This is a genomic window from Streptomyces sp. NPDC018610, from assembly GCF_044391765.1.
Classification (GTDB): domain Bacteria; phylum Actinomycetota; class Actinomycetes; order Streptomycetales; family Streptomycetaceae; genus Streptomyces.
Genome location: NZ_JBISAL010000004.1, coordinates 465,515 through 492,459, shown reverse-complemented (window position 1 = coordinate 492,459; position 26,945 = coordinate 465,515). Strand labels below are relative to the sequence as shown.

Sequence of the window (26,945 nt, the reverse complement as noted above, 5' to 3'; positions counted from 1 at the left end):
CCGGACGCGTGCTCGGTCCGTGGGCGGGGCCCGCGCCGGCTCGGGGATCAGTGCGTTCGCGGGCCGCGCGTCCTGCCGGTGGTCTGGTAGGGCGGGGGAATGGTCAGGGCAGGATCGCGTCGACGTACCCGCCGTCGACGCGCAGCGCTCCCCCGGTGGTGGCCGAGGCCTGCTCGGAGCTGAGGTAGACGACCATGTTGGCGATCTCCTCCGGCTCGATCAGGCGTTGCAGCAGGGACTGCGGGCGGTGCTCGCGCATGAAGGCGCGCTGGGCCTCGTCCCAGGGCAGGGACCGGTCGACGAGTTCGTACACGAAGTCCTCGACCCCGCCGGTGTGGGTGGGCCCGGCGATGACGGAGTTCACCGTCACGCCGGTGCCCGCCGCCTTCTTGGCGAATCCGCGGCTCACCGCGAGCAGCGCGGTCTTGGACATCCCGTAGTGGATCATCTCGGCGGGGATGACGACGGCGGAGTCGCTGGCGATGTACTGGATCCGCCCCCAGCCGCGCTCGGTCATCCCGGGCAGGTAGGTCCGGGTCAGCCGTACGGCGGCCAGGACGTTGACCTCGAAGTACCGCCGCCACTCGGCGTCGGTGATCTTCAGCGGGTCGGCGGAGCCGAAGACGCCGAGGTTGTTGACGAGGATGTCGACCCGCGGCAGCACCTGGGCCACCCGGCCGGCCCCGTCCTCGCCCGCCACGTCCGCGGCCACCGGCACCAGGTCGGCGCCGGGGACCTCCCGGGCCAGCGCAGCGATCGCGGCCGACACGCTCTCCTCGCTGCGTCCGTTCACCGCCACCCGGGCGCCGGCACGGGCGAGACCGGCGGCGATGGCGGCACCGATGCCCTGCGTCGAACCGGTGACGAGGGCTGTACGTCCAGTCAGATCGATGTGCATGCGAGGACAGGTTCCCCGCACGCGGGCCGCCCTACCGGGTTGCGGCCCAGCACGCTCACGCGTCGCCCAGGGCGTACGTCCCCCGCGTCCCTGTGCGCGTGCCGCGCGCGGTTCGACCCACGTCCCCCGCGTCCCCCGCGCGCGTCTCGCACGGTTCGCGCGTGCCGCGCGCGGTTCGACCCACGTCCCCCGCGTCCCCCGCGCACGTCTCGCACGGTTCGCGCGTGTCGACGTACGGCTCCGCGTCCCGGCGGGTTCCCGCCGGCGACCGCCCGCCGGTGTGCGGTCTCCGCGTCGGCAGCAGGACGAGCGGGACGGCGGGAGCGACAGGGATGCGCAGGACCGTGTCACCGGCCGGGCGGCCGCGGGCGCTGCCCGCCGACGGAATGTTCTGCCGCAGGCTCGGCGAGCAGGTCGGCCGGCCATGGCTGGGGCCGCTGGCCGCGACGGGCCACGGCGGGCCGCTCATCACGTGGATGGGCAGCGTCATCCGCCTTCGCCGCGGCGCCGGCGGGCCGCCCGGCTACGACAACGACCCCTGGTGGCTGCGCAAGGAGCACCACGCCGCGACCATGGCCGGCCAGCTGCGGGTGCTCGGCAAGGAGAAGAAGGCCCCCGGTTCGGGGACGATGTGGCGGGCTGCGGTACCCGCAGAGCAGCGCATGCTGATCACCAGCACTGTCGACAGCGCCGAGGAGCAGCTGCTGCAGCTGCGCGGGGCGCACAGCGTGCCGACCGCCGAGGTCGCCCGGCGGCTGCTGCGCGGCCTCGGCCACAGCGCCGGCCTGATCAAGAACGCCTGGAAACGCACCGCGGCGGCGGTGAACGGCGGGGTGCCCCTGGAAGAGGTGGCCCGGTGGGTGGACATGCCCGTCGAGGTGCTCCGGAAGATGCTGACCACGGGCGGCCGGGAAGACAGCGGCTGAGCCCGCTGCGCCGGTGCCGAGTCGGCTGTTGGCTGATACGGCACTCGTTCGTGGCGGCGGCCTGGCTGGCGCGGGTGAGCAGCACAGGAGCAGCCCGGGGCAGAGGAGCAGCCCGGGGCAGGGCGAGCGGGCGTGGACCAGGCGGGCGGGACGACGTCCGGCAGCGCGAGCTGCGACAATCCGGCGTCGGCACTCTGAGCACGTTCGGCCTCCGCCTGCGCGGCGGTCAGCGCGCCGAGCTGCCGAGGGGGCTCGGCCTGGGTGACGGCGGCGTAGCGCTGTCGCTGGGATGCTTCGAGGTCCTTCTTCAGGCGGCGGCTGCGGGCGGCCCGCGCCCTTGGCCGCGGCCGGGCCGGGGGCACATCATGCTTGCGCGCCGCCCGCTCCCCACCCGTAAGTCCGGCCCGCTCTCCCGGGCTCAGATCACGGCGGATCGCCCGGTGCGGCGTCGTCAGCGACGGAGGCGGCTCCCCCTCGCCCCTGGCCGCACGAGCGTCAGCTCACGATGCACCGCCGCGGCGTTCCCCTCCCACAAGGCCAGCAGGCGGCGCACTTCCGGGGTGACAGAGAAGCGGTCTTTGCTCTGGCCCCGCGCCCCGCGCCCCGCGCCCCGGGCTCCGCGGCCGCGGACTCGTCACGCTCGGCGGCCGCCAGCCACCGCCAATACCGTGCGCTGCGGCACTCCTGGCGCGTCCGCGGCCACCCGTACATGGCCACCCTCCTCCAGCCCGACGGCCCGTTCCCGAAGCACCGGATCGACCCGGCTCCTCCCCCGGTACACCCCCGCTTCGAGGAATCACCGCGACCGCTGCCTTCCCCACCCCGACAGCATGCTCTCGTGAGGGCGGGGGCGTGGCGCTGGCGTGGGGGGACCGTTCGGTCCTGTCAGCGGGCCGGCGGGGTCAGGGCGGTGCGGTCGAACGGGCCGCCGTGCAAGGCGGCGTACGTGACGGCGTCGTTGACGGCGTCGAGGCCGAACGACCGGACCCGTTCGGGGGCGAGGTCCAGCGTGCCCGAGGCGAGGAGCCGGATGATGCCGGCGTTCGCTGTGCGCGGGTACATCCACTGGCCGCGCACGGTGATCGAGTTGCGCATGATCCATGGGTAGGGGAGAGCGAGGTCGTCGCCGCCGAGCATGCCGACGCCGCCCATGAGCACGACGCGGCCGTATTCGCGCACGGTCATGGCCGCCGTGCGCGCTGCCGAGCTGGGTGCGCTCGGCGGTAGCAGGTCGATCACCATGTCGATCGGGCCGCCGGCCGCCGCGGACACCGCCGCGCGGTCACGGGCCTCGTCCCCGGTGAGCGGGACCGGGCGCAGACGCGGACCGAACCGGTCGGCGAGGAGACCGAGCGCGGCCTGGTTGCGGCCCGGGGCGACCACGCGGCCCGCCCCCATGGCGAGCGCGACCGCGACCGCACTGCTGCCGAGGTTGCCGGTGGCCCCGTTGACGAGCAGCGTCTCACCGGCTGCGAGGCCGCCGGCCAGCAGCCCGCCGTAAGGGATGACGTGCACGCCGAGCGCGGCCCAGCGGGCCGGGTCGTCCCCCGCCGCTGCGGGGAGCGGGAAGACGTTCTCCGTCGGGACCCGCATGAACTCGGCGAACGATCCGTCGTGCAGGTACCGGGCCAGACGCGCGCCGCCCTCGCCGCGGGAACTCCAGCCCTGGAGCGTGATGTCGGGCGTCAGGGCGTCATCTCGTGAGCGCACCGTCGAGTCGCACCACACCAGGTCGCCGGGGCGCAGCCGGGTGGCGTCCGGGCCCACGTGGACGACCCGTCCCACGCCGCCGGTCCCGGGCACGACGGGAGGGACCAGGGGGTAGTTCCGCTCGCCGCTGAAGACCTCAGCCGCGTAGGGCGCCACGCTGGCGGCGAGGACCTCGACCACCACCTCGCCGCCGCCGGCCTGGGGGTCGGGAACCTCCCGCACCGTGAGCGGGGCACCGAACTGCGTCAGAACTGCTGCTCGCACGTGATGACCTCCGTGTTCGTCCGTGTTCGTCGGGACCGACACTAGGAATCCGGCGGGCATGCGGGAAGCGACGATCAAGCATGTGTGGTATGCGTATCCCGCATGGACATCTCCAGCACAGGCCTACGGGTCCTGCGGCAGATCGCCGAGTCCGGCAGCTTCACCGCGGCAGCCATCCGGCTCGGCTACACACAGTCGGCGGTCTCACGCCAGGCCGCCGCCCTCGAACGAAGCGCGGGCGCCGCCCTGTTCGAACGCCGCCCCGACGGAGTGCGGCTCACCCCCGCGGGGCTGACTCTGCTGCGCCACGCTCGCACGATCCTGGACTGTCTGACGGCGGCCGAGCGCGACCTCACCGGCACCCTCCCGCGTGGCGAACTGGTGCGGCTCGGACTGTTCCTGAGCGCGGGCACGGCCGTCCTGCCTCTCACACTCACCCGCCTGGCGGCGACCGACCCGCAGATCACGGTCACGACCACCGAGGGCACCACGCCCTCCCTGATCCGGGCACTGCGCGCGGGCTCGATCGACCTTGCCGTGCTGACGTCCCGCCCGCCCCACCGGCCTTTGGACGGCGAGTCGCCGCGCCTGCACGTCGAGACCGTCACGGACACCGAACTGGCCGTGGCGGTGTCTTCGACGGGAGAGTTCGCCGGCCGCAGCGCGGTGCACGTCGACGAACTGATCGACGCCCCGTGGATCGCCGCCCCGGCGACGAACACCGAGCCCCTGCTCGGCGTCTGGCCCGGCCTGCCCGGACGGCCGAACATCGTCCACCGCGCGCGTGACTGGCTCACCAAGCTCCAGCTGGTCGCCGGCGGCTTCGGAGTGACAACGGCGCCCTCACGGCTCTCACCGGTGCTGCCGCCCGGGGTGAGCCTGCTCCACGTCGAAGGCGCACCACGCGAGATCCGCCGGGTTCTCGTCGCACGGCTTGCCGGCCGCACCACCCCGGCGATCACGGCCGTCACCCGGGCAATCGCCTCGACCGCCTGACACATGCCGCCGGCCGCCGGCCGTGACGGCCGGCGGACCGGGCGCCGCAGCCCACCGAGGACACACACCATCACCTCCACCTCCACCTCCACCTCCACCTCCGCACCAGCCAAAACCCTCCCAGGCAGGAACACCCCGCTGCCGCCCGCGCCAACACCCCAGTGACACCGGACGAACGCCGGCACATCCTCCAGCGCTGCCTCACCGACGACACCCCGCCCCGGACGTCCGAACCGCGGCGCGATCACCCTGCTCCTCGGTCCGTCCACAACACGGCTTGGCAACCTGCCCCCCGACCCCCTCTGCGGCCCGGCAACAGACACACCCGCCTGAGACCCGACCCTCACCCCCACGACCGGCCCGGCTGCCACACCACCGGCGAAAGAGCCCCCGCCCGGCCCACGAGCCCTGCCCGCCCAGGCCACCCCGGCCCCCCGGACTGCCGTTCCCCGCACCCGCCCCCCGGCCCTCTCCGGTTCCCGGGCGGGCCTGGCCCCCCGGCCCTCTCCGGTTCCCGGGCGGGCCTGGCCCCCCGGTCCTCTCCGGAGGGAACAACCCCAACAGCCCCAGGACACCGGCCTACGCGACCGGCCGACGCGACGGCACCCCGCTCTGCTTCCACCTCTAAAACAGCTTCGCCCCGGGCCCGAGCCCGCCGTCAGCCTCCGCCCACGCCGATCCCGTCCGCCGTCAGCCTCCGTCCACGCCGATCCCGTCCTCCGGGCCCTTTCGGGACGGCGGCACCCTGTTCACGCACGGTTCCAACCCCAAAAGGATCCGCCCCGTCGGCGTGCGGGATGAAGTGCGGGCACCGGGGGGGCCGGGTCGCAAGGCAGCCAAAGCCGCGGTGGAATCCGGCGGGCCGCGCACCTGTCCGGGCGGGCAGAGATCGGTTCATGGACGAGACGACAGCGCTGGACAGCGTGCTGCAGCAGCCTCGCGCAGCCCAGGCGAGCGCGGTGAGCCAGTGCAAGGCGTTACAGGCGGAGCCGGCCCTGGAGCCTGCCGTTGGCCGATCGCGATCTGGCGGTGGCCGTGTACTACCGCGCGAACCTGACCATGCGGCAGCTCGGGCCACTGTTCGGCATCTCCTCCCCGACCGTGTGCCGGGTGATCCAGCGGCTTGGTCCCCTGTCGGCCCTGGAACCCGTCACCCGTCCAGCGGAGACGACCGACCGGGGGGATCCGGACAACATCCTGATCCCGGTCCGTGACCACAAGATCGGTGCGTCCAGCCGCAACTACCACTTCTCCGCGAACGTTCAGCTCGTCATCGACACGAACACGCGCCTCACGACCGCAGCGGCCCGGCCGGCACCGGGCACCATCGCCGACGCCCACGCCTGGCCCGCTGCTGGCCTGGACAGACACCGTCAGGGCGTGACCGTCCCCGCAGACGGCACCCACCTCGACTGCGGCATGGCCATCCCGCACCGGAACGCCCCCGACGCGAGCTGCTGCCGGGCGAGGAGGCGGACAACGCCGCGCACCGCAAAGCCCGCGCACACAGATGGAGCATGCGATCAGCCGTATGAAGAACCACAAGACCCTCCCCGACTGCCGACAGCACAGCGACGGCCTCCACCACGCCGTCCAAGCCGTCGACTGTCAGCAGTCACACACGATCTTCCAGTCCTTCAACCGCGACAGGGCGTGTTCCACGCGCACTCGCGCCCGGCAGCGGACGGCATCCACAGCCGCAGCAGAACACGCACCTCCTCAAAAGTGAACACGGCCGGCCACCGCACGGTGGCCGTGACCGACGCGAAGTCGAACTCCTGAAACGCGACAAGGGCCGCCCTCTCCCATAACCGGGCAACGAACCCGGACCACTCACAGTCACACACGCATAAGCCCCACGATCACCGGAAGGCCGATCACCCGGGCCACAAGCATGCAGACTGCCCCCCCCCCCCGGCTACCGGCATCGCGGTCGCCCCGGCGCTGTGCGCGGTCACCATCCCGACCGTCAACGACCTCATCTCCGACGCCGTCAACGCGATCGGCATCATCGTCGCGCTGTACTACGCGCTCACCGCCGTCGCCGCCGCCGTCCGCTTTCGTCACCTGCTGCGCACCAGCCTGCTGGAGGGCCTGCGCGCGGTGGTCGGTCCGCTGTTCGGCGCCGCGGCGCTGCTCGCCGTCGGCGGCTACCTCGCCTGGACCTTCTACGACTCCGCCGGCCGTTTCGAACTCGCCGCCGACAACAGCTGGCTCGAACTTGCCGTGGTGATCCTGATGATCGTCAGCGGCCTGCCGGCGGCAGCCCGGGCCCGCTGGCGGCGCCACTCACCGTACTTCCTCGACGAGATCCGCTAGTCGCCGGCGCCTCGCGCCACCCCGTTACCACCCGAGAACGGAGCACCACCCATGAGCAAGGCCGATCCGGTCTTCACCCGCGGCCCTGTGCACACCGGCGACGCCGCACGCACCCGTGCGAGCGCCTTGGCCGTGACCAGCGGCCGGATCACCGCCGTCGGCCACGACGAGGTCCGCGAACTGATCGAGCCGGGAACCGAGGTCGTCGACCTCGCCGGGAAGCTGCTGCTTCCCGCTTTCCAGGACGCGCACATCCACCCCGTGGGCGGCGGCATCGAGCCGGCCGCCTGCGACCTCACCGGCACCGCCGGCGCCGCCGACTGCCCGGCACGGATCCGCGCCTACACCGAGACCCACCCCGACCAGGAATGGATCACCCGCAACGGCTGGCCGATGGAAACCTCCGACGGCGGCCTGCCGACCCGGCAACTGCTCGACACCGCCGCCCTTCGACCCGGACAGCCACCACCGCCCCGGCCGACCGGCCGGGGGCTGCGTGGGTCCTGGAGGTTCACCGTGCCCACCTACGAGAGCCCGCCGCGCTTCACCACCGACCCTCGTCGCCTCACCCCCGCCCAGAGCCGCCGCTTCCGCCAAGCCGTCAACGCCTTCGTCGACTGCCTGCGCGCCGACCGCGAGTTCCGCCCGGGGCCACGGGACGCGCGAGGGTTCGGAGATTGCCGAACGTCAAACAGCGCGGACCCGTTCGTGCGACAGCCTCTGCGCACGTCGCACGAGCGGGTTCAGGGTGGCGCGTGCGGGTGCTACTCGTCGTGGAGTTCAGCACGTACGCGACGTGAGGGCTGGAAGGTGTACAGGTCGAGGATCCCGGGTGGTTCGGCGATGCCGGGGCCGCCGTCGCGGACCCAGGCGGTGATGTCGGCGGCGGCGCCCGGGTCGTTGACCTGACCGAGCCAGACCGGCCGGCCGCCGGCCTTGCGGCCTTCGGCAGAGGGCTGGATCACGATGACGTTCGCCCGCTCGCACGCATCGAGGCAGTCGGTGCGCCGGATGGCCGCGATGCCGGACAGGGAGGCGCGCAGGTCGGTGAGCTGGGCTTCGTGGTCGAGGCGGGGGACCTTGGCCGTGGTGCCGCAGCAGCATCCCCGGCAGACGGTGACGGTGCAGCGGGCGACACCATCTGCCCCGGGCGGGGCGGCCGTCCGTTCGCGCCGGGTGCGCCGACTCACCTGGTGCCCCTGGTGGCAGGGCTCGTCCAGGCGCGTTCGCGCAGGAGGCGTAGGCCGTTGAGGCCGACGATGACGGTGGATCCTTCGTGGCCGGCGACGCCGAGTGGCAGGGGGAGGGTGCCGATCAGGTCCCAGGCGACGAGGACGGTGATGAAGATGGCGGCGATGACCAGGTTCTGGACGACGAGGCGGCGGGCTCTGCGGGAGAGGTCTACGACGGCGGGGACGGTGGCAAGTTCGTCGCGGACGACGACGGCGTCGGCGGTCTCCAGTGCGAGGTCGGAGCCGGCCCTGCCCATGGCAAAGCCGGTGTGGGCGGCGGCCAGGGCGGGGGCGTCGTTGACGCCGTCGCCGACGACAAGCACCCGGCGCCCCTCGGCTTCCCAGCCCTGGACGGCGGTGACCTTGTCCTGCGGGAGGAGCCCGGCGCGGACGTCGGTGATGCCGACCTCGGCCGCCAGGCGGCGGGCCGCACGCTCGTTGTCGCCGGTCAGTAGGACCGGCGCGCGGCCGGTCAGGGCGGTGAGTGCGGCGACGGTGGCCTTTGCGTCCGGGCGGAGCCGGTCGGAGATGCCCAGCGCCCCGACCGGTGCACCGTCGCGCAGAACGAGGACGGCGGTACGGCCCTGTTCCTCGAGGGTCTGCACCAGGTTGCCGGTCGCCGCATCGCCGGTGGTGGCGAGCCGGGCAGGCGAGCCGACCTGGACGGTGCGGCCGCTCACGACGGCGGTGACGCTGGCGCCGGGCTCGGAGGTGAAGTCGGTGGCTTCGGCGAGGGTGAGGCCGCGTTCGCGGGCCGCAGCGACGACGGCGCGGGCCAGGGGGTGCTCGCTGGAGTGCTCGGCCGCCGCGGCCAGCGCCATAAGCGCGTCCTCGTCCAGGCCGCAAGCGGGCACGGGGCGGACGTCGGTGAGGCGGGGGGTGCCCTCGGTCAGGGTGCCGGTCTTGTCCAGGGCCACGGCGTCGACCTGGCCGAGGCGCTCCATGACGACGGCGGACTTGGCCAGGACGCCGTGACGGCCGGCGTTGGCGATCGCGGACAACAGCGGCGGCATCGTGGACAGCACGACGGCACACGGGGAGGCAACGATCATGAACGTCATCGCCCGCAGAAGAGCGGAGGCGAGCTCGTCGCCGAAAGCGAGCGGGATCGCGAAGACGGCGAGAGTGGCTATGACCATGCCGATCGCATACCGCTGCTCGATCTTCTCGATGAACAGCTGCGTGGGGGCCTTGGTCCCGGAGGCCTCCTCGACCATCCTCACGATCCGGGCGATCACCGAGTCGGACGGATTCCGCTCCACCCGCACGCGCAGAGCTCCGGTGGTGTTGACGGTGCCGGCGAACACCTCGTCCCCCGCCTGCTTGGCCACCGGAAGCGGCTCGCCCGTGACGGTGGCCTGATCGACATCCGAGGCCCCGTCGATCACCTGGCCGTCAGCGCCGATCCGCTCGCCAGGCCGGACCAGGACCGTGTCGCCCACGACGAGGGTGTCTGCGGGCACGCTCTCCTCGGCACCGCCGGGCAGGAGCCGGGTCGCGGTGGTGGGTGCGAGGTCGAGCAGGCCGCGCACCGAGTCGGCTGTGCGGGCGGTCGCGACGGCTTCCAGGGCTCCGGAGGTGGCGAAGATGACGATCAGCAGGGCGCCGTCGAGGACCTGGCCGACAGCCGCGGCGCCGAGCGCGGCGACCACCATCAGCAGATCCACGTCCAAAGTCTTGTCCTTCAGGGCCTTGAGACCCTCCCACCCCGGCTCCCAGCCGCCTGTGATGTACGTGGCGGCGAACAGCACACCCCACAACCAGGACGGGCCGCCCGCCAGGTGGACGGGCAGGGCGAGGAGGAACAGGACCAGCGAGGCGAGCGCCCACCGGGCCTCCGGCAGCGTCAGCACCCGCGTACGCCGCCGCGGTGCCGCTGGCCGTGGACAGGCGGCGGGCGGTGCGGGCCGCTGGTCGAGGACGGAAGACATGACAAAACAACCCTTCACGGGCGGACTGGGCAGCACCTCCACCATACAGGAACGATTGAATAGGTCTTCAGGTGTTATTGGTATGATGGCCTCATGGGCCATGGAATGGGCAGTGACCGGAACGCCACGACGCGCGAGCGCCTCGACGCGGTCGGGACCGCCGACGTCGCCGCCACCCTCCAGGCCCTCGCGACCCCCTCGCGGCTGCACATCCTGGCCCGGCTCCAGGAAGGCCCCTGTTCGGTGAGCGACCTCGCCAAGGCCGTCGGGATGGAAGCCTCCGCCTGCTCACACCAGCTGCGCCTGCTGCGCAACCTCGGCCTGGTCACCGGCGAACGCCACGGCCGCTCCATCGTCTACGCCCTCTACGACAACCACGTCGCCGAACTCCTCGACCAGGCCCTCTACCACGTCGAGCACCTGCGGATGGGCGTGCATGACCTTCCCGCCTCCGTGCCGGAGCCGGCTGTCGCCGACTGACCGGGCCAGGGTGCCGGGGAGACGGATCCCGACCTGACCTTCGAGTCGGGTCGAAGGTTCACCGTCGGCTGCGTGACGACCTACCGCATCTCACAGCCGGCCGACCGCTCCGGCGTTCCGGCGACGACGCTGCGCTTCTGCGAGGACGCCGGTCTCCGAGGAGTTCAAGCGGGACGCGATCGCGCTCATAGCTGTCGAGCAGCCCCTCGGGCGCCCGGCCGGCGAGCTCGGCGGCCAGTTTCCAGCCGAGGTTGAGTCCCTGTCCGCCCATCGGCGGGTGGGCGTGGGTGGCGTCGCCGGCCAGCAGGACGCGGCCGGCCCGGTAGCGCTCGGCCTCCGGGGCGCCGTGGCCGAAGCGGGAGAGCCAGCGCGGCGCGTGGATGCCGAAGTCGGTGCCGACGACGACCCGCAGCCGCTGTCGCACCTCGTCCAGGGTCGGCGGGGCCACGCGGTCCTCGGCCACGCCGTCGGCCGGTACGACGAAGCGGTACGCACCGTCCTCGAGCGGTCCGAGGCCGAACCGCAGCTGGGTCTTGCGGATCTCGGACACCACGGCCTCCACCTCCTGCGGCGAGGCGGTCACCCGTGCCTCGCCGAGCAGCGTGTCGACGCGGGAGGGCTCGCCGGGGAAGGCGATGCCGAGGAGCTTGCGCACCGTACTGCGGTCGCCGTCGCAGCCGACGAGGTAGCGCGAGCGGCAGCAGGGTGCCGTCCGCCAGTTCGGCGGTCACCGCGTCCTCGTCCCGGCTCAGGGCGACCAGTTCGCAGCCCCGGCGGAACTCGACGCCCAGTTCCGTGGCGCGCTCGGCCGGCAGGCGCTGGGTGATGGGCTGCGGGATGCCGAGAACGTACGGGTGCGCAGTGTCCAGTCCCGTCGGCGCCGGCTTGCGGATGCCCGCGAAGAAGCCGCCGAGCGGATGCTGCTTGCCCTGGGCGAGGAAGCGTTCCAGTAGACCGCGCTGGTCCATCACCTCGATGCTTCGCGCGTGCAGCCCGAGCGCCCGGACGATCCGGGTGGGCTCCACCTCCTTCTCCAGCACGCCGGTGCGGATGCCGTGCAGCCGCAGCTCGGCGGCCAGCATCAGACCGGTCGGTCCGCCGCCCGCGATTGATCACGTCGATCATGAAATTCCCTCACCCACGGCAGGCGTCCCACCTGCCATTCACTGTCCGGAGCGGAGATTGTGCGGCGTGGGAGGGGCCTTGCCGCAAGGCCCCCCACCCGCTATGAGTTGAGAGTGGCAAGGAGTACGCACTCCTTGCCTCTTCCGTTTCGCTACGCCGTACGGGGGACTGGCCCTTCGGGTGAATTCCGGGCGGTCGACGGGCCGACGGCACCACGCCCGATGTACTTCCCTCCCGAGTTCCGGCCTCGGTGGCATCGACGGATTGGATTGTCAAGGTCGCGGATCGTGACGAGGCGGGGGCGCGACGGGTGCGCGATAAACGGGGGCATGAGACCGTTCCGCATCCAGTCCTGGGCCGCCGTCGTGCTCCTCGCGGGCGCCTGCACCCTGGCCGGTCCAGCCAGCGCCCCCGCGGCACCGAACCGGGCGGCCTTGGACTACGTGGCACTCGGGGACTCCTACTCGGCCGGTGTCGGCGCCGGGAACTACCTGCCCGAGGGCGCGCGCTGTCTGCGCAGCAGCCGGGCCTACCCCGCCCTGTGGGCCGCGGCGCACGCCTCGTCCTTCGCCTTCGCCGCCTGCAACGGCGCCAGGACCGGGGATGTGCTGACGAAGCAGCTCGGGGCGCTGAGCGACCGTACCGATCTGGTCAGCGTCACCGTCGGCGGCAGTGACGCGAGCTGGGCCAAGGTGATGGGGATCTGCGCGCTGCCCGGCACCACCGCGTGCCTCAACGCCATCGACACCGCACGCGCCTACGTCGACAAGACGCTGTCCGGGAACCTGGACCGGCTCTACTCGGCGATCAGCGCCAAGGCGCCGTCCGCCCGTGTCGTGGTGCTCGGCTACCCGCACTTCTACCAGCTCCACGGCGCCTGCGCGCGGGGGCTGGAGGACAAGGAGCGAGCGGCGCTCAACGCAGCCATCGACCACCTCGACGGCGTGATCGCCCGGCATGCCACCGGCCACGGATTCTCGTTCGCGGACGCCCGGAGCGCCTTCGAGGGGCACGAGATCTGTTCCGCGGGGCCGTGGCTGCGCAGCATCGAGGTGCTGGATCTCACCGAGTCATACCACCCCAACGCCTCCGGGCAATCCCTCGGCTACCTGCCCCTCTTCAGCCGCGCGGCCTGATCCCTGCCGCCCCCGGCACAGATGTCAGCGGTCCTTTGCCGCCCGGTTCGGGCGGCCCCGGCTCGCGCCGAAGCCCGTCTCGTGATCCCAGACGTGGGTGCAGCTCGGACACTGGAGGTGGAGCGTGCTGCCGGTGTTCGACAGCAGATAGCGCCAGTGCCGCGTGCACCTGCGGCGTTCGGGCCAGGTAGTCGGCCTGTCCGGCAGCAGGTCCTGGCCACGCCACCCTGTGGTGCCACGGCCGGCCGCGCTGCACGTCACCGCCCGGGCGCCGCACCAACGCCACCAGCCTGGCGAACTGCGACTCGGCCAGCCCCGAGAACGGCTCGATCCACTTCGGATCATCCGCTGAGATCACCCCGCCCATGCCCAGCCAACGCACCAACCGCCCCACCGGTTACGGGACAACCTCTAGAGACCGCATACGGTGAGATCCGCGAGATCCGCAGGCTGCGCAGCGAACGCGGCGTCGTCGAGGCCGGCCAGCTGCCTCCCAGTAGCCGCGGAAAGGGCTGTTCTGTCGACCGCGGAGACGCAAGCCAGTAGCCTGATCGAGCGGAGTCTGTGAGACATGGGGGAGGTGGCGAGTGCAGGCGCCTGCGACCGTCGTGCAGCTCGCTCTACTCGTCCTTCTGGTGCTGCCCGGGGTCACCTATCAGTTCGTCCGGGAACGCCGCCGTGGGCCGGTGCCCGGTGAGCGTGATCTGGGTGAGCGGGTGCTGCGGGCGATCGTCGCGTCGATCGCGCTGGACGCCCTGTACGCAGTGGTGGCGGGGCCGGCGCTGGTTCGCCTGGCTCGAGGCGCCGACGGCGGCTGGGACGGCTTCGTGGAGCGGCCGCGAGTGGTCGGCTTCGTCGCCGTGGTGCTGTTCCTCGTCGTGCCGGCAATGGCGGCGGTCACCGTTTCCCTGGTGGATCGGCAGCGGCGCAAGGCTCGGTTCCTGCGCACGCCCAGCGCCTGGGACCACGCGTTCCGCGACCGCGAACCGTGCTTCGTGCGCGTGCGGCTCAAGGACGGCAACTGGGCGGGCGGCTGGTACGGCAACCGGTCGTACGCCTCCTCGTACCCCCATCCGCCCGAGCTGTACCTCGAATCGGCGCGCGTGATGGGTGCCGACGGGGCGTTCGGCGCGCGCGTGCGCGGGACGGCGGGCCTGCGGCTGCGGGCGGAAGACTTCGACGTGCTGGAGTTCGTCGAAGCCGGAGAACCGGCGGCCGTGCCGGAGGAGGAGCGATAATGGCGCACGAACCCGAACTCTCGCACGAACCCGAACTCTCGCACGAACTCGAGCTCACGCCCGAAGAGGCGGCGCTGCTGCAGGAGGCCGCGGAACGCGGCTACACCCCGAAACGCACGGTCGCCGAGCCGGACGACGCGCCCGACGGCCCAGCCGGCACCTCGAACGGCAACGAGGACTGACGCGTGGACGGCGGACCCGCGAACGCTCTGGCCGAGCGGTTCTGGGAGGCGTTCCGGGTGGCCCGACACAGCGCGGACCCCGCGTCGGTCGAGAAGGCGATCGACCTCGGCCATGCCGTGCTGGCCGCCGAGGACGTGGCCGAGCGCTGCTTGGTCCTGTCCAATCTCGGGGGCCTGCTGCAGACCCGCTACCACCAGACCGGAAACTTCGAGTTCCTGCGGGAAGCCGTCAGCAAAGTCATGGAGGCCTACGTCCGTGCGTACGAAAGCCCCGAGGACTCGGCCAACTATGCCAACAACATCGGCATGCTGCTGCACACCGCGTTCCAGCAGAACCAAGACCGTGGCACTCTGACCGACGCGCTGTACTGGAGCCGGACGGCCGTCGACGAGGCACCGTCCCCGAAGAAGGCGTACTACCTGGGCAACCTCGTTGTCGCGCTGCGGACGGCGTTCACCGTGACGAAGGACCTCGCCCCCCTGGCGGAGGCCGCCGAGCACGCGCGGGCCGCCGCCGAGTGCTCCCCCGATGACGTGACCACCGCCAGGAGTCTGCACTTCCTCGCCGTCGTCCTGCGCGACTGGTTCCGTGAGACCGGGGAGACCGGTGTCGTGGAGGAAGCCGTCAATGCCGCGCGGCGAGCGGTGGAGCTCACGCCGGCCGGGTCGTCCGACGTGCTCGAACGATTGAGAATCCTCGCGTACCTTCTCTACGACCGCTACCGGGCTCGTGGAGCGCGGGACGATCTGGCCGAAGTGCTTCGGGTCCGGCAGACGCTGGTGGCCCATACTCCGGTCACCAATCCGCGGCACTCGCAGAACCTCGTCGAGCTGACGACCACGGAACGAGAATGGGCCGCGCTCACCGGCGAGCGTCCGACATCGAGCAGTGGCTGGGAACGTGCCGACACCGAGGCCGAAGTGTGCGGCCGGTACGCCGCCGAGTTCGAGCAGACCCGGGACTCGGACCTGCTGGAGCGGGCCATCGAGCTCGGGCGTTCAGCGGCGGCGGCCACCCCCGCCGGGCACCCCCGTCGCGGCGTGCGGCTGGACCACTTCGCCACGGCGCTGGCCACCCGGGGGGAAGCCTTCGGGGACCACGCCGCGCTCGCGGAGGCCGTCACCATCGAGCGGGAGGCGGTCGCGTGCACGCCGGCGGACCATCCGCAGCGGGCACAGTTCATGGGCAACCTTGCCGCCAACCTGAAAGCATTGTTCCACGCGACCGGAGACCTGGCCCACGTCACGGACGCGATCGACGTCGCTCGCCGTGCCGCTGAGGCCACGGCCGGGCAGGGTGACCACCCGCGTTCACTCGGGATCCTCGCCGTCATGCTGCACGACCGGTACGAGGTGACCGGTGAACTGCAGGTGTTGTCGGAGGCGGTCGACCGTGCCCGGGAGTCCGTCCGCCTCGGCGCGAGCCTGGTCGCCGGGCAGGCCCAGCGGCTCTCCAACCTTGGCGCCATACTGTCCGACTGGTTCACCAGGACGGGCGAGGCGCGCGTGCTCGATGAAGCGATCGACGCACACCGCGCGGCCGCGGATGTCACTGCGGACGACGACCCGCACCGAGCAGTGCGGCTGGCCAATCTCGGCGGTGTGCTGGAGATGGCGTACACGAATTCCGGCGACAGGAACGCGTTGCGGGACGCAATCGCCGCGCGTCGCGCGTCCGTGGCCGCGACTCCGCAGGACAGCCCGGACTGGCCCAGGTACACCGCGAACCTGGCCGCCGCGCTCGGCGACTGGTGCACGAACCCCGCCGCACCCGCCCTCGCGCGACGGGAGGCGCCGGATCCGCAGGTCCTCGCCGAGGCGGTCGGCCTGGCCCGGAGTGCGGTGCGAAGGCCCGCGCAGGACGCCTATTTCCGGGCGGGTTTCCTGACCCACGTCGCCAACGTCCTGGCGCTCGGCTTCCGGCATCTCGGCGACGGCGAGGCGCTCACCGAAGCACTCGGCTGCTACCGGGAGGCCGCGGCGTCTGCCGGATCGCCGACGGAGAGCCGGGCGAAAGCGGCGGACCGGTGGGGAGATCTGGCCGCTGAGGCGGGGCAGTTCGACGTGGCTGCCGAAGGGTACGCCGCCGCGGTCCGGCTGCTGCCCCGGCTCGCCGGGCGCCGCCTCGGCCGCGATGACGCCCAGTACTGGCTCGGCCGGTTCGCCGGGGTCGCCGCCGACGCGGCAGCGTGCGCGCTGGCCGTCGGCGACGAGGTGAGCGCGGTGACCCTGCTCGAATCCGGACGCTGCGTGCTCGCCGCCCAGGCACTCGACAGCCGCGGTGACCTTTCCGACCTGCGCGAGCGGGCACCCGAGCTGGCCGACCGCTTCCGGACACTCACCGCGGAATTCGAGACCGACACCACGAGCGACCGAGTGGCGCTCGCCGACGAACTCGACGCGGTGACCGACCAAATCCGCGCGCTGCCCGGGATGGAGCGGTTCCTGCGACCCCCGCTGCTCACCGACCTCACCGCGCAGGCACACGAGGGCCCGATCGTGTATGTCAACGTCAGCCGGCACCGGTGTGACGCGCTGATCATCACTCCGGACGGGGTCCGGTCACGCGCGCTGGATCGGCTGAGCGAAGAGACCGTGAGCCAGCGCGTACGCGCTCTGCACACCGCGTTCACGCAGGAGCGGCTGGCCGCCGAGCAGGCGATCCATGACACGCTCGAGTGGCTGTGGGACACCGTCGTGGGCCCTGTGCTCGGCGAACTGGGGCTGACGGCGGAACCGGCGGCGGATGGTCCGTGGCCAAGGATCTGGTGGGCCCCGGTCGGGCCGCTCAGCCTGCTCCCCCTGCACGCGGCGGGCCACCACCGCGACGGCGGACCTGTGCTCCTCGACCGCGTCGTCTCCTCGACGACGCCGACGATCCGCGCCCTGGGCCACGCCCGCGCGGGCCGCCGCGACGACCGGAACGAACCGCGGCTGCTGGTGGTCGCGATGCCGCACACTCCCGGTGCCCCGGACCTGCCCGGCGCACAGGCCGAAGCCGACCACCTGGCCGCTCTCATACCCGGCGCCACGGTCCTGGTCGGTGCGGACGCGACTCGAGACGCCGTTCTCGACGCCTTGCCGGCCAGTGGCTGGGCGCACTTCGCCTGCCACGGGTACAGCGACCCGGACAACCCTTCGGACAGCCACCTCGCGCTGCACGACCACGACCGCGCGCCGCTTCGGGTGCTGGACCTTTCCCGGCTGCGTCTGCGCAACGCGGAGTTCGCGTTCCTGTCGGCCTGCGACACGGCCCGCACCCCTGCGCGCCTGTCCGACGAGGCGATCCACCCGTTGGCGGCTTTTCAGATAGCCGGTTTTTCCCAGGTGGTCGGCACTCTTTGGCGCGTCGACGACGTGGTAGCGCCAGCCTTCAGCCGGCAGCTCTACGGCGAGTTGATCGCGGACCGATCCGGTGCGCTGTGCGCGTCGGCGGCGGTCCATCACACGGTCAGGCAGCTCAGGGCGAAGTATCCGAACCTGCCGTCGGTATGGGCCGCACACGTCCACGCAGGCGCCTGATGACGCGCAAAGGCGAAGACTAGGGGCAAGGCGGAGGGGCGCCCGACACACCAGCACTGCCGGGCGACTTCGACGCGAGCGGCATGGACATCAGCCGCTCCCTCGTCGAGATGACCGGCTGCTGGAAGAAGGTCCACCGCATCGGCCTGGACGAGGGGCTGATCACCCGGTACGGGCTGCCGGTGCTGCGGGGCAAGTCCACCGACTCCAGGGCCGCTGACTTCATCGCCGCCCAACCGGAGATCCACGCCCGACACGGCTTCGGGGCGGACGAGAAGGACCGGCCGTACCCGGTGCAGGGGGAGCTGGACGCCGTGGACCCGAGTGAGCTGCGCGGCCTGTACCAGCGGGTGATCGACCGGTATTGGGACGCCGCCACCTTCCGGGCGGCGCTGGCGTCGGAGAAGCAGCACCGGACGGTTCTGCGGCGCCCCGCCGACTAGTGACCAGCGGTGCTGTTACTTACTGATGTTTCGGGTTGTCGTCGGTGGTGACGGTTCATGATCTCTGCGGTATGCCGGTGGGGTGAGGTATCCAGAGGGTGGGGGCCTGACCGCTGAGTGGCGGGCGTTTCGTGAGGGGATCCGGCTTCAGGCCGGCGAGCGGTTCGCGGCGGGTGAGAAGACCGCGGTGATCGCGAAGGATCTGCGGGTGAGCGTGCGGTCGGTGGAACGCTGGCGTGTGCCTGGCGCGAGGGCGGCCTGGAAGCCCTGCGCTCCACGGGTCCGGCGAACTCCCCGACCATCACCGATGCCCAGTTCGCGGAACTCGAAGAGGAACTCGGCAAGGGGCCGACAGCGCACGGGTTCGACGATCAGCGCTGGACCCTGGTCCGGGTCCAGACGGTGATCCGCCGGCGGCTGAGGGTGAGCCTGTCGGTGGTGACGGTGTGGCGGCTGCTGACACGGCACGGCTGGTCCTGGCAGGCACCCGCCCGCCGTGCCCTCGAACGCGACGACCACGCGGTGGAGCTGTGGAAGAGGAAGTGTGGCCGCGGGTAAAGGACTCGCGGCGGCGTCCGGCGCCTGGATCGTCTTCGAGGACGAGGCCGGGTTCTCGATGACTCCTCCCCGCGCCCACACCTGGGGCCGGCGTGGGCAGACCCCCGTCATTCGCGTCCGCGGCAGGTCGCATGCAAATCGTGCCGGATCAGCTTCAAACGCCATCCCGGCAACGCCGGACACACCTGCCCGCGCTGCGCCGGGCCGCTGCTGTGTGCCGGCCACGACTTCGCGGCACCCCGCCGCAGCGATCGGAAGGCATGGTCGGTCGTCGCCGTGGTCCTGGGCGCCGGGCTGCGCTACGAGGGCTTCGAGCCGTGCGGTTGCGGGCGGGATCCGAAGTTTCGCCCCCGTACCCGCGCCCAGCTGCGCGCCCGCCGCATCGTCGCCACTCGGACCGGCACGCCGCTCGCCGAGCTACTCGGGCAGGCGGACCCCTTGGAGAAACGCTGATCACGGCAGAGCTCGGCGCAGCTCACCGCCGCTACCGAGACGTGCAGCCGCTCCGCCGTGCGGCCGAAGCGCAGTTCCTCGGTCAGAGTCAGGAAGATTCTCGATGTCACGCGGCTCCACATGAGCCCCCTCTCCGTAGACGCTGGTGTCCTCCGTGGAGGGGCCGGCCACTGGGTCAGCCCGGCCGCCGTATCGAGGTACCGACCGACCCGGCCCGGTCGATGGGTCGGCCCAGGCTCGTACGTCGCCACGGCGGGCACGAGTCTGGGCGGCACCAGGTCGCGCTGGGTGAGGCCGCGACCGGTGGTCACGGTCACTGCGCCCGGGACGGGGAACGAAGGCCGACGGTCTCGAGGGCCACGGGGCGAATATTGTGCCGGTGATCGCCGTCGGACGCTGGGGGCGGAGGGTGTAGATCCAGTCGCCGAGGAAGCGATGGCGAGTGATGGGCAGGGCGGTGATCGCGCCGTCGCTCACGCGGATGCCGGTGGGGTGCCGGCCGCTGTCGACTTCGGCGTGGACGGCGATGCCGCTGCGGCTGGTGGTCGCTGCGATGGTTCGAAGCACCCGTTCGGCAGCGGCCTCCGCTCGGCGGCGAGCTCTGCCCGGACGACGTCGTCGGTGCCCGACGCAGCGGCGGCGAGCGACTGCCGCGGCGCTCCCACTCCGCGCGTTCCGCCCGGCCGCGGGTGTCGTCGGCCAGGTCCGTGTGTCAGGAATCCTGCCGGGAGTCCGGCCGGGCGGAAACCGGTGCGGTCAGCTCCAGATGGACAGGCGGCTGGCGTACGGCGTGACGTCACAGAAGTAACTGACCGCCAGGCCGCGGGCCACGTAGTCCTTGCCGGCCGCGTCGCAGGCGGCGGCGGTCGGGTACATGCCGACGTAGACGAGCCCAGCGGCCTGGGCGGACGGGGCGAGCAACAGGGCGGCCGCGGCCAGCAGTCCGGTCAAGCTCAGGGTCGAGATCGCTTTGCGCATGGGTGTGTTGCTGCCTTCCTGGTCCGGGGGCGAGCGGGCGGGCATTCCGGTCGTGATGATCCGGCGCTCGGTGAGCAGCTTCCCCCACACCGGCCCGGAGAGCAATGGTCCAGACCAAACCAATCCTCGAGGGCCGCCGCGATGGCACCGGCGTCCCTGCCCTGGCCCGGCGACGTACGGCGCGGCGGCCGACGCCAGCCCGAACGGCCGACTCGCGAGGCGCGACAACGCGCGCGGCGAGCGGCCGGCGGACGGTGCGCCGAGACGGCCAGAACCTGGCCATCGGCGGCCTCTTTCCCTTGCTGTGAATCGGGGAGCGGGTCCGCCGCCAGAACGCTGTGCGACGGACCGCCGGATCGAGCCGAAGCACGATAGGTGTCACCTGCCGCCTCGGTGACAACCTTCGTGCTTCGACCGGGCGAAGCACGAAGGTTGTCACCGAGGCGGAGCGCTGCCTGTCACCAGCAGCGCGCAACGCGAGATCGGTGTCACCGGCTCCTGAGCTCCGCCCATCGCCTGAGCTGCCCAGCAGCCCCGGCGGACGGAGGCTGTGTCAGAACCGTGCGCCAGGCCATGACGGACGCTTCAACCGGTCACAGACCTGCGACGTCCCCGGCCCTCCTTCGCACGGAGTCAAGCGCGTCCACCAGTGCGTTGCGCTGCCTCGCGCGCGCCGCCCGGTCTGCCGGCACCAGCCGCGCGGCGGCCTGCACGGCGTAGGCGTCCGGGTCGCCGAAGGCGGTCCGTGGGTGCTCTCCCGTATCCGCGCAGTGGGCCGTGACCTCCTTGACCGCCTGGAGCACGACCGCCCGGTCCACGCCCGGCTGCATGGCCAGCCGCACCTGGAAACGCGCCATCCACTTCTCGCGGTCCTTCTCCCCCGCCGTGTCCGTCCTCTGGTCCTTCTTCGCCACGTGCTCTCCCGGGTGATATCGGCAGCCGTCCTTCATGGAGCTGGACGCCGGGTCGTCGAAGCGGGTTGCGGAAGCGAGAATCTGATCTCCATCCACACCGGCACCCTCATCCGCGCCGCCGTCGACGCCCTCCCCGCCCACGTGACCCATCTTGCTGTGAGGGTGATCGCCTGCGTGCGCCGCCGACCGGACAGCGCGTTGGGGTTCATCGACAGCGACGCACCGTCGTGAGCGGCCATCCGGTCTTGAGTGTCATGCGGTGATCTGTGCGCGGGTCAGTGCTCCCCGGATGTGCGCAGGGCGCTGACGGCATCGTGGACGGTGGGCTGGAAGGTGAAGATCTGGTCGAGGCCGACGATCGGGGGCGGGTGTCGAGGACGTTGACGGTGGGCGGGCGTTGCTCGTCGGCGGTGGTGATGGAAGCGGCGGCGTAGAAGCGTGCGCCCAGGTCGCGTACGAGGGGTGGACGGCGATGGACGGGTCGGTGCGGGTGCCGGTGACGACGTGGGGGCCGTCGTGCGCGATGGCGGAGGCGCACGGGCCCGGCTCACGACCCGTCTGGACTGCTCGAAAGCCGTGAGCGGCTCTGAAGCACACGCGGTCGTCGTCGACGATCGTCACGGAGGCCATCGGGACATCGAAGGTCCGGGCTGCCGGCGAGGCGATCTCGTCGAAGGCGCCGTCGGAGGAACTGTCCTCCAGGCGGTAGCGGCGGACCGCGGCCAGCCGAAGCTGCTCGCCTGCCTCTTGAGAGCTCACGGTGCGCGAGGCGGAGTTCCGGATCGCCGTCATGGTGCCTTCCGCCCGGTGCCGACTTGTGCAAGTGCCACCGTCTGCGGCTGGCTTATCCTACGGATGCGTCAACGGTCACCCTGGGCGGGCGTACAGGCGGTCCCACAGTGCTCGGTTCACGGCGCACAACCGCTCGGCGGCACAATGGAGCGGCCCGCGGGCGGCTCGTCGCGCAAGGGCTGGGGCGAACGAAGGGGTGTTCAGTGACGCATGCGAACGACGGTGAGCTCACCATGCCGTCGGGGACCGGTGCCGGCGTGTTCACCGTGGAGGCGAGGGTCGGCGAGGACCTGGCCCGCGTGGACTGGGCGGCGACCACGCTGGGGGAGCCGGAGAGCTGGCCGCAGAGTCTGCAGACGGCCGTGAGCATTCTGCTGTCGTCGAAGTTCGCGATGTGGATGGCCTGGGGCCCTGAGCTGACCTTCTTCTGCAACGACGCCTACCGCCGTGACACCCTGGGCCAGAAGTACCCGTGGGCCTTGGGCCGGCCTTCCAGCGAGGTGTGGGCGGAGATCTGGGGCGACATCGGCCCCCGCATCGACCGGGTGCTGGCCACCGGGGAGGCGACCTGGGACGAAGGACTGCTGCTGTTCCTGGAGCGCTCCGGCTACACGGAGGAGAGCTACCACACCTTCTCCTACAGCCCGCTGCGCGACGACGACGGAGCAGTGGTCGGCATGCTGTGCGTGGTCAGTGAGGACACCGAACGCGTCGTCGGCGAACGGCGCATGGCCACGCTGAGGGATCTGGGTTCCGATCCGAGCGTGGTGCGCACCGAGCAGGAGATGCTCGACTTCGCCGGCGTGCAGTTCGCCCGCAACCTACGCGACCTGCCGTTCACGATGATGTATCTGTTCCAGGACGACGGCAGCGCCCGTCTCACCGCGTCCAGCGGCATGCCGGCCGGCCATCCGGCCGCCCTCGAAACCCTCCCGGCGGGCTCCGAGGCACTGTGGCCGACTGCCGCTGCGACACGGGGCGAGAGCGCTGAAGTGGACCTCGACCCAGCACTGTTCGGGCAGCTGCCGTCCGGAGCATGGGGGGATCCCCCCGTCCAGGCGCTCGTGGCGCCACTGTTGCAGCAGGGCGGGGCGCCGTACGGGTTCATGGTGGCCGGCCTGAACCGTTACCGGGCACTGGACGAGGACTACCGTGCCTTTGTGGAACTGGTCGCCGGGCATGTGGCCAACGGAGTGGCCAGTGCCCGCAGCTACCAGGCTCAGCAGCGCCGGGCCGAAGAGCTCGCGGAGTTGGACCGGGCGAAGACGGCGTTCTTCTCCAACATCAGCCACGAGTTCCGCACCCCGCTCACGCTGATCATGGGGCCGCTGCAAGAGCTTCAGGGCGAGCTCGCCGACGCGGCCCCACGCGTGCGTGAGGAACTGGAGGTCATCCACCGCAACGCGCTGCGGCTGGGCAAACTGGTCAACACCCTTCTGGACTTCTCCCGCATCGAGGCGGGCCGGATGCAGGCCACCTACGAGCCGGTCGACCTGACCACGGTCACCGGTGAGCTGGCCAGCGTGTTCCGTTCCGCTGTCGACAAGGCCGGCCTGCGTTTCCACGTGGAGTGCGCCCCGCTGCCCGAACCGGTCTACATCGACCGGGGCATGTGGGAGAAGGTCGTCCTCAACCTCCTCAGCAACGCGCTGAAATTCACCTTCGACGGCTCGATCCGCGTGGCCGTGCGCGCCGACGGCCCCGAGGCCGTGGTGGAGATCGCCGACACCGGGATCGGCGTGGCGGCCGAGGAGATGCCGCGGCTGTTCGAGCGGTTCCACCGCATCGAGAACGCCCGTTCGCGTTCCAACGAGGGCAGCGGCATCGGCCTGGCCCTGGTGAAGGAACTGGTCGGTCTGCACGGCGGCACCATCACCGCCGAAAGCGCCCAAGGCCAGGGCACGTGCTTCACCATCCGTCTGCCGTTCGGCTCCGCACACCTGCCCGACGACGCCCTCCGCCCGGCCGCGGGCGCGGATGCGGCGCACCTGGCTGTCGATCCGTTCGTACAGGAAGCCCTGCGCTGGCTCCCGGACGAGCAGGCCGGCGGGTCACCGTCAGAAGGCCCGGCTGATCACGGCGCACCCCAGGCGGCCACCGGCGGGCGGGTCGCCGCCCCCGCGAGGGTTCTGGTCGCCGACGACAACGCCGACATGCGCGAGTACCTCAGCCGGCTGCTGAGCGGCGCGGGCTACCGGGTCGACACCGTCATCGATGGCCGCCAGGCACTGGAGGCGATCCGGACGGATGCCCCCGACCTGGTGGTCAGCGATGTCATGATGCCCCACCTGGACGGTCTGGCCCTGGTCGGCGTACTGCGCAAAGATCCGCGCACCGCGTCGGTGCCGGTGCTGCTGCTGTCCGCCCGGGCCGGACAGGAGGCGTCCATCGAGGGCCTGCACGCCGGTGCCGACGACTACCTCGTCAAACCGTTCGCAGCCGCTGAGTTCCTCGCCCGCGTGCGCGCCAATGTGGAGCTGGCGCGGCTGCGCAACCACCACGCCCGCTGGCGTACCGCGCTGGTCGACTCCCTCCAGGAGGCCTTCTTCGTCTGCGACGAGGACGGCGCGGTCATCGAGATCAACACCGCGTTCACCACCACCCTCGGCTACGGCACCGAGGATCTGCCCTACCAGCCGATCCACCCCTGGTGGCCGGACGCCGCCACCGACCCCGAAGCCCACCAGCAGGTCGCCGACGCCTTCGGCACGCTGCTCGGCCAGAGCCAGGGCAGCTACACCATTCCCGTCACCCATCGCGACGGCCACCGTCTGTGGGTCACCGCCACGTTCAACCAGGTCCAGGACCCCGACACCGGACGCACCGTCGTTGTCGGCACCTTCCGGGACGTGACCGCTGAGCACTACGCCATCCAGCGCGAGAGCGCCTTGGCCGCCCTGGGCACATGTCTGTCCCGGGCCACCAGCCTGCCCGAGGCGGTAGCCGGCGCCCTCGAGGAACTGAAGAAGCTGTGGCGGGCCCGGCGTGTCGTCGCCGCGGTCTTCGACCACGGAGACGAGCCGTCCCTCACCGCCACCGTCCCCTCTCTCATCTGGCAGCAGCTGCCCGCAGACCGCCGACGCACGCTCGCCGACCTGCGCGAGCAGCCGCCCCTCACCCTCACCGCCGGCCAGGGCGGCGCGGGCATTGTGCTGGACTACCCCGACGGGCCCCTCGTGCTGTGGATCGACCTCGGCGAGCAGCGCCCCTTCACCGGCGAGGACCAGCTCCTGCTGTCCCTGCTGGCCGGCCACCTGGCCCAGGGTTTGACCCGTGCCCACCAGATCGACCAGCAGCGCGAGACGGCCATCGCCCTGCAGCGCGCCATTCTCGGCCCTTCCCACCTGCCCGACGGATTCGCCGTCCGCTACGAACCCGCCACCCAGCCCCTCGAGGTCGGCGGCGACTGGTACGACACCGTCCCCCTCCCCGACAGGCGGATCGGCATCGTCGTCGGCGACTGCGTCGGCCGCGGCTTGGAAGCCGCCAGCGTCATGGGGCAGCTGCGCAGCGCCTGCCGCGCCTTGCTGCTGCAGGACGCCAGTCCCGCCCAGACGCTGATGTCCCTGGACCAGTTCGCCGCCGGTGTGCCCGGCGCGATGTGCACCACCGTCTTCTGCGCCGTCCTCAATTCCGAAACCGGACAGCTCACTTACTCCAGCGCCGGCCACCCCCCGGGCATCCTCGTCCACCCCGAGGGCACCAAACAGCTCCTCGAGGACGGACGCTCCCTGCCCCTGGCCGTCCGGCCCGGCAACCCGCGCCCCGAAGGCACCTGCACCATCCCGGCCCGCTCCACCCTGCTCCTCTACACCGACGGACTCGTCGAACGCCGCCGCCGCCCGCTCAGCGCCGGCATCGACCAGGCAGGCGAAGCACTCCAGGACGGCCGCAACACCGCGGTCGACGACCTCGCCACCGACGTCATGTCCCGCCTGGCACCCGCCGACGGCTACGACGACGACGTGGCCCTCCTGCTGTACCGGCACCCCGCACCGCTGGAGATGTCCTTCCCCGCGGAGTCGTCCCAGCTCGCCCCCGTCCGCAAGGCGCTGCGCAGCTGGCTCGACCAGTGCGAACTTCCCCCGGGAACCGTCCAGAACATCCTGGTCGCGGCAGGCGAGGCATGTGCCAACGCCATCGAACACGGACACCGTGACACCCCCGGTGACACCGTCTACTTCCGCGCCGAGGCATACGTCGACAACCTGCACCTGACCATCGCCGACACCGGCCGCTGGAAGACCCCCCAGCCCGAACGCAACGCCCATCGGGGCCGGGGCATGGGATTGATGCATGCTCTGATGCATCAGGTCACCGTCACCCCCGGACCGGCCGGAACCACTGTCGACATGCACGCGAGGATCGCCTGATGACCACGCCCCTGACCCTCACCCCCGGCCGACGGCCCGACGGGACCGCCGTGCTGACCGCCGTCGGCGAGATCGACATGAGCAACACCGCCGACTTGGCCGCCGCGCTGGAGCGCACACCCGGCCCCCTCGTCCTCGACCTCAGCGGCGTCGAATACCTCGACAGCGCCGGCCTGAGCGTCCTCTTCGCCCACGCCGAGCGCCTCGAACTCGTCGCCGGCCCACTCCTGGCCCCGGTCCTGACGATCTCCGGCCTGGCCGACCTCACCACAACCGGCCGTTCGTGAGCCGAGCCGCTGGCTCCATCAAGCGCACCGGCCGTCTCGGCACGATCGAGCCGGGCCAGCCGCCATGGGAGCGCGGTGCCGGAATTCGGCAGTGCTGGGGAAGGCCACGGCGCGGCGAGCCGACGATAGACTATTGCGGGTTCCCCCGGGCCGGTCGGCCGAAGGGAACCCCCGGAGGGACGGTGCAG

20 protein-coding genes and 7 pseudogenes are annotated in these 26,945 nt (G+C 71.8%); 15 read left to right on the top strand and 12 right to left on the bottom strand.

Annotation, left to right across the window (positions count from 1 at the left end; genetic code table 11):
* Nucleotides 1-103: 103 nt before the first annotated feature.
* Nucleotides 104-898, bottom strand: a complete 795-nt coding sequence (locus ACH5A8_RS14100) for an SDR family NAD(P)-dependent oxidoreductase (protein ID WP_399001455.1) — start codon at nt 896-898, stop codon at nt 104-106.
* Nucleotides 899-1,230: 332 nt separating this feature from the next.
* Here ACH5A8_RS14100 and ACH5A8_RS14095 point away from each other — a divergent pair, with 332 nt between their 5' ends.
* Complete coding sequence (locus ACH5A8_RS14095; protein ID WP_399001453.1) at nt 1,231-1,824, top strand: hypothetical protein; 594 nt, start codon at nt 1,231-1,233, stop codon at nt 1,822-1,824.
* An 885-nt stretch (nt 1,825-2,709) separates the two neighbouring features.
* On the opposite strand, the gene ACH5A8_RS14090 is transcribed toward ACH5A8_RS14095, so the two are convergent.
* Nucleotides 2,710-3,798, bottom strand: coding sequence for an alcohol dehydrogenase catalytic domain-containing protein (locus tag ACH5A8_RS14090; RefSeq protein WP_399001451.1), 1,089 nt, complete (start codon nt 3,796-3,798; stop codon nt 2,710-2,712).
* Nucleotides 3,799-3,900: 102 nt separating this feature from the next.
* Here ACH5A8_RS14090 and ACH5A8_RS14085 point away from each other — a divergent pair, with 102 nt between their 5' ends.
* Together ACH5A8_RS14085 and ACH5A8_RS14080 are read left to right on the top strand one after the other, a co-directional pair.
* On the top strand, nt 3,901-4,794 hold the full coding sequence (locus tag ACH5A8_RS14085) for a LysR family transcriptional regulator (protein ID WP_399001449.1): 894 nt from the start codon (nt 3,901-3,903) through the stop codon (nt 4,792-4,794).
* 984 nt (nt 4,795-5,778) lie between these two features.
* A pseudogene (locus ACH5A8_RS14080) lies at nt 5,779-6,397 on the top strand (transposase family protein); the annotation flags it as partial.
* 8 nt (nt 6,398-6,405) lie between these two features.
* Here the strand turns inward: ACH5A8_RS14080 and ACH5A8_RS14075 are convergent.
* A pseudogene (locus tag ACH5A8_RS14075) lies at nt 6,406-6,501 on the bottom strand (IS5/IS1182 family transposase); the annotation flags it as partial.
* A gap of 396 nt (nt 6,502-6,897) precedes the next feature.
* Between ACH5A8_RS14075 and ACH5A8_RS14070 the strand changes: the two are divergent.
* Nucleotides 6,898-7,113 carry a hypothetical protein gene (locus ACH5A8_RS14070; RefSeq protein ID WP_399001447.1) on the top strand — a complete coding sequence of 72 codons (216 nt, stop codon included), beginning with the start codon at nt 6,898-6,900 and terminating at the stop codon, nt 7,111-7,113.
* A gap of 51 nt (nt 7,114-7,164) precedes the next feature.
* Nucleotides 7,165-7,500: pseudogene (locus tag ACH5A8_RS14065) on the top strand (amidohydrolase family protein); the annotation flags it as partial.
* 377 nt (nt 7,501-7,877) lie between these two features.
* Here ACH5A8_RS14065 and ACH5A8_RS14060 read toward each other — a convergent pair.
* Together ACH5A8_RS14060 and ACH5A8_RS14055 are read right to left on the bottom strand one after the other, a co-directional pair.
* Nucleotides 7,878-8,303, bottom strand: a complete 426-nt coding sequence (locus ACH5A8_RS14060; protein ID WP_399001445.1) for a (2Fe-2S) ferredoxin domain-containing protein — start codon at nt 8,301-8,303, stop codon at nt 7,878-7,880.
* Nucleotides 8,300-10,276, bottom strand: coding sequence for a heavy metal translocating P-type ATPase (locus ACH5A8_RS14055; protein ID WP_399001443.1), 1,977 nt, complete (start codon nt 10,274-10,276; stop codon nt 8,300-8,302). The genes ACH5A8_RS14060 and ACH5A8_RS14055 overlap by 4 nt, the downstream gene beginning before the upstream one ends.
* A gap of 93 nt (nt 10,277-10,369) precedes the next feature.
* Between ACH5A8_RS14055 and ACH5A8_RS14050 the strand changes: the two genes are divergently transcribed.
* A complete protein-coding gene (locus tag ACH5A8_RS14050; protein WP_399001440.1) occupies nt 10,370-10,756 on the top strand; it encodes an ArsR/SmtB family transcription factor in 387 nt (128 codons plus the stop codon).
* Nucleotides 10,757-10,922: 166 nt separating this feature from the next.
* Here the strand turns inward: ACH5A8_RS14050 and ACH5A8_RS14045 are convergent.
* Nucleotides 10,923-11,881: pseudogene (locus tag ACH5A8_RS14045) on the bottom strand (FAD-dependent monooxygenase); the annotation flags it as partial.
* Between the two features lie 329 nt (nt 11,882-12,210).
* Here ACH5A8_RS14045 and ACH5A8_RS14040 point away from each other — a divergent pair.
* Nucleotides 12,211-13,017 (top strand): SGNH/GDSL hydrolase family protein, encoded by an 807-nt coding sequence (locus ACH5A8_RS14040; RefSeq protein ID WP_399001437.1) that lies wholly within the window; start codon nt 12,211-12,213, stop codon nt 13,015-13,017.
* Nucleotides 13,018-13,041: 24 nt separating this feature from the next.
* Here ACH5A8_RS14040 and ACH5A8_RS14035 read toward each other — a convergent pair whose 3' ends face one another.
* Both ACH5A8_RS14035 and ACH5A8_RS14030 read right to left on the bottom strand, forming a co-directional pair.
* Complete coding sequence (locus ACH5A8_RS14035) at nt 13,042-13,227, bottom strand: hypothetical protein (RefSeq protein WP_399001525.1); 186 nt, start codon at nt 13,225-13,227, stop codon at nt 13,042-13,044.
* A 25-nt stretch (nt 13,228-13,252) separates the two neighbouring features.
* Nucleotides 13,253-13,384: pseudogene (locus tag ACH5A8_RS14030) on the bottom strand (IS5/IS1182 family transposase); the annotation flags it as partial.
* A 220-nt stretch (nt 13,385-13,604) separates the two neighbouring features.
* Between ACH5A8_RS14030 and ACH5A8_RS14025 the strand changes: the two are divergent.
* The 6 genes from ACH5A8_RS14025 (at nt 13,605) to ACH5A8_RS14000 (ending at nt 18,960) form a co-directional block, all read left to right on the top strand.
* Complete coding sequence (locus ACH5A8_RS14025) at nt 13,605-14,255, top strand: DUF6338 family protein (protein WP_399001435.1); 651 nt, start codon at nt 13,605-13,607, stop codon at nt 14,253-14,255.
* Entirely contained in the window at nt 14,255-14,437 is a 183-nt protein-coding gene (locus ACH5A8_RS14020) for a hypothetical protein (RefSeq protein ID WP_399001433.1), read from the top strand. The genes ACH5A8_RS14025 and ACH5A8_RS14020 overlap by 1 nt, the downstream gene beginning before the upstream one ends.
* Nucleotides 14,438-14,554: 117 nt before the next feature.
* Nucleotides 14,555-17,959, top strand: coding sequence for a CHAT domain-containing protein (locus ACH5A8_RS14015; RefSeq protein ID WP_399001431.1), 3,405 nt, complete (start codon nt 14,555-14,557; stop codon nt 17,957-17,959).
* Nucleotides 17,960-18,042: 83 nt separating this feature from the next.
* Nucleotides 18,043-18,402 (top strand): hypothetical protein, encoded by a 360-nt coding sequence (locus ACH5A8_RS14010; RefSeq protein ID WP_399001429.1) that lies wholly within the window; start codon nt 18,043-18,045, stop codon nt 18,400-18,402.
* Between the two features lie 82 nt (nt 18,403-18,484).
* Nucleotides 18,485-18,808 (top strand): helix-turn-helix domain-containing protein, encoded by a 324-nt coding sequence (locus ACH5A8_RS14005; protein WP_399001427.1) that lies wholly within the window; start codon nt 18,485-18,487, stop codon nt 18,806-18,808.
* Nucleotides 18,805-18,960, top strand: coding sequence for a winged helix-turn-helix domain-containing protein (locus tag ACH5A8_RS14000; protein WP_399001425.1), 156 nt, complete (start codon nt 18,805-18,807; stop codon nt 18,958-18,960). The genes ACH5A8_RS14005 and ACH5A8_RS14000 overlap by 4 nt, the downstream gene beginning before the upstream one ends.
* A gap of 473 nt (nt 18,961-19,433) precedes the next feature.
* Here ACH5A8_RS14000 and ACH5A8_RS13995 read toward each other — a convergent pair.
* The 4 genes and pseudogenes from ACH5A8_RS13995 to ACH5A8_RS13980 all read right to left on the bottom strand — a co-directional run.
* A pseudogene (locus tag ACH5A8_RS13995) lies at nt 19,434-19,533 on the bottom strand (LysR family transcriptional regulator); the annotation flags it as partial.
* 339 nt (nt 19,534-19,872) lie between these two features.
* A pseudogene (locus ACH5A8_RS13990) lies at nt 19,873-19,980 on the bottom strand (hypothetical protein); the annotation flags it as partial.
* 189 nt (nt 19,981-20,169) lie between these two features.
* Nucleotides 20,170-20,496 (bottom strand): hypothetical protein, encoded by a 327-nt coding sequence (locus ACH5A8_RS13985; RefSeq protein WP_399001423.1) that lies wholly within the window; start codon nt 20,494-20,496, stop codon nt 20,170-20,172.
* A 488-nt stretch (nt 20,497-20,984) separates the two neighbouring features.
* Complete coding sequence (locus ACH5A8_RS13980; RefSeq protein WP_399001421.1) at nt 20,985-21,305, bottom strand: hypothetical protein; 321 nt, start codon at nt 21,303-21,305, stop codon at nt 20,985-20,987.
* 1,025 nt (nt 21,306-22,330) lie between these two features.
* Here ACH5A8_RS13980 and ACH5A8_RS13975 point away from each other — a divergent pair.
* Both ACH5A8_RS13975 and ACH5A8_RS13970 read left to right on the top strand, forming a co-directional pair.
* Entirely contained in the window at nt 22,331-26,470 is a 4,140-nt protein-coding gene (locus tag ACH5A8_RS13975; RefSeq protein ID WP_399001523.1) for a SpoIIE family protein phosphatase, read from the top strand.
* A complete protein-coding gene (locus ACH5A8_RS13970) occupies nt 26,470-26,757 on the top strand; it encodes an STAS domain-containing protein (protein ID WP_399001419.1) in 288 nt (95 codons plus the stop codon). The genes ACH5A8_RS13975 and ACH5A8_RS13970 overlap by 1 nt, the downstream gene beginning before the upstream one ends.
* The last annotated feature ends 188 nt before the right edge of the window (nt 26,758-26,945 follow it).

What these genes read in the sequence shown, in the direction of transcription:
- ACH5A8_RS14085 (WP_399001449.1), top strand. Translation starts at nt 3,901, where the DNA reads ATGGACATCTCCAGCACAGGCCTACGGGTCCTGCGGCAGATCGCCGAG.
- ACH5A8_RS13975 (WP_399001523.1), top strand. Translation starts at nt 22,331, where the DNA reads ATGCCGTCGGGGACCGGTGCCGGCGTGTTCACCGTGGAGGCGAGGGTC.
- ACH5A8_RS14095 (WP_399001453.1), top strand. Translation starts at nt 1,231, where the DNA reads ATGCGCAGGACCGTGTCACCGGCCGGGCGGCCGCGGGCGCTGCCCGCC.
- ACH5A8_RS14010 (WP_399001429.1), top strand. Translation starts at nt 18,043, where the DNA reads ATGGACATCAGCCGCTCCCTCGTCGAGATGACCGGCTGCTGGAAGAAG.
- ACH5A8_RS14055 (WP_399001443.1), bottom strand. Translation starts at nt 10,276, where the DNA reads ATGTCTTCCGTCCTCGACCAGCGGCCCGCACCGCCCGCCGCCTGTCCA.
- ACH5A8_RS14040 (WP_399001437.1), top strand. Translation starts at nt 12,211, where the DNA reads ATGAGACCGTTCCGCATCCAGTCCTGGGCCGCCGTCGTGCTCCTCGCG.
- ACH5A8_RS13970 (WP_399001419.1), top strand. Translation starts at nt 26,470, where the DNA reads ATGACCACGCCCCTGACCCTCACCCCCGGCCGACGGCCCGACGGGACC.
- ACH5A8_RS14050 (WP_399001440.1), top strand. Translation starts at nt 10,370, where the DNA reads ATGGGCCATGGAATGGGCAGTGACCGGAACGCCACGACGCGCGAGCGC.
- ACH5A8_RS14100 (WP_399001455.1), bottom strand. Translation starts at nt 898, where the DNA reads ATGCACATCGATCTGACTGGACGTACAGCCCTCGTCACCGGTTCGACG.
- ACH5A8_RS14020 (WP_399001433.1), top strand. Translation starts at nt 14,255, where the DNA reads ATGGCGCACGAACCCGAACTCTCGCACGAACCCGAACTCTCGCACGAA.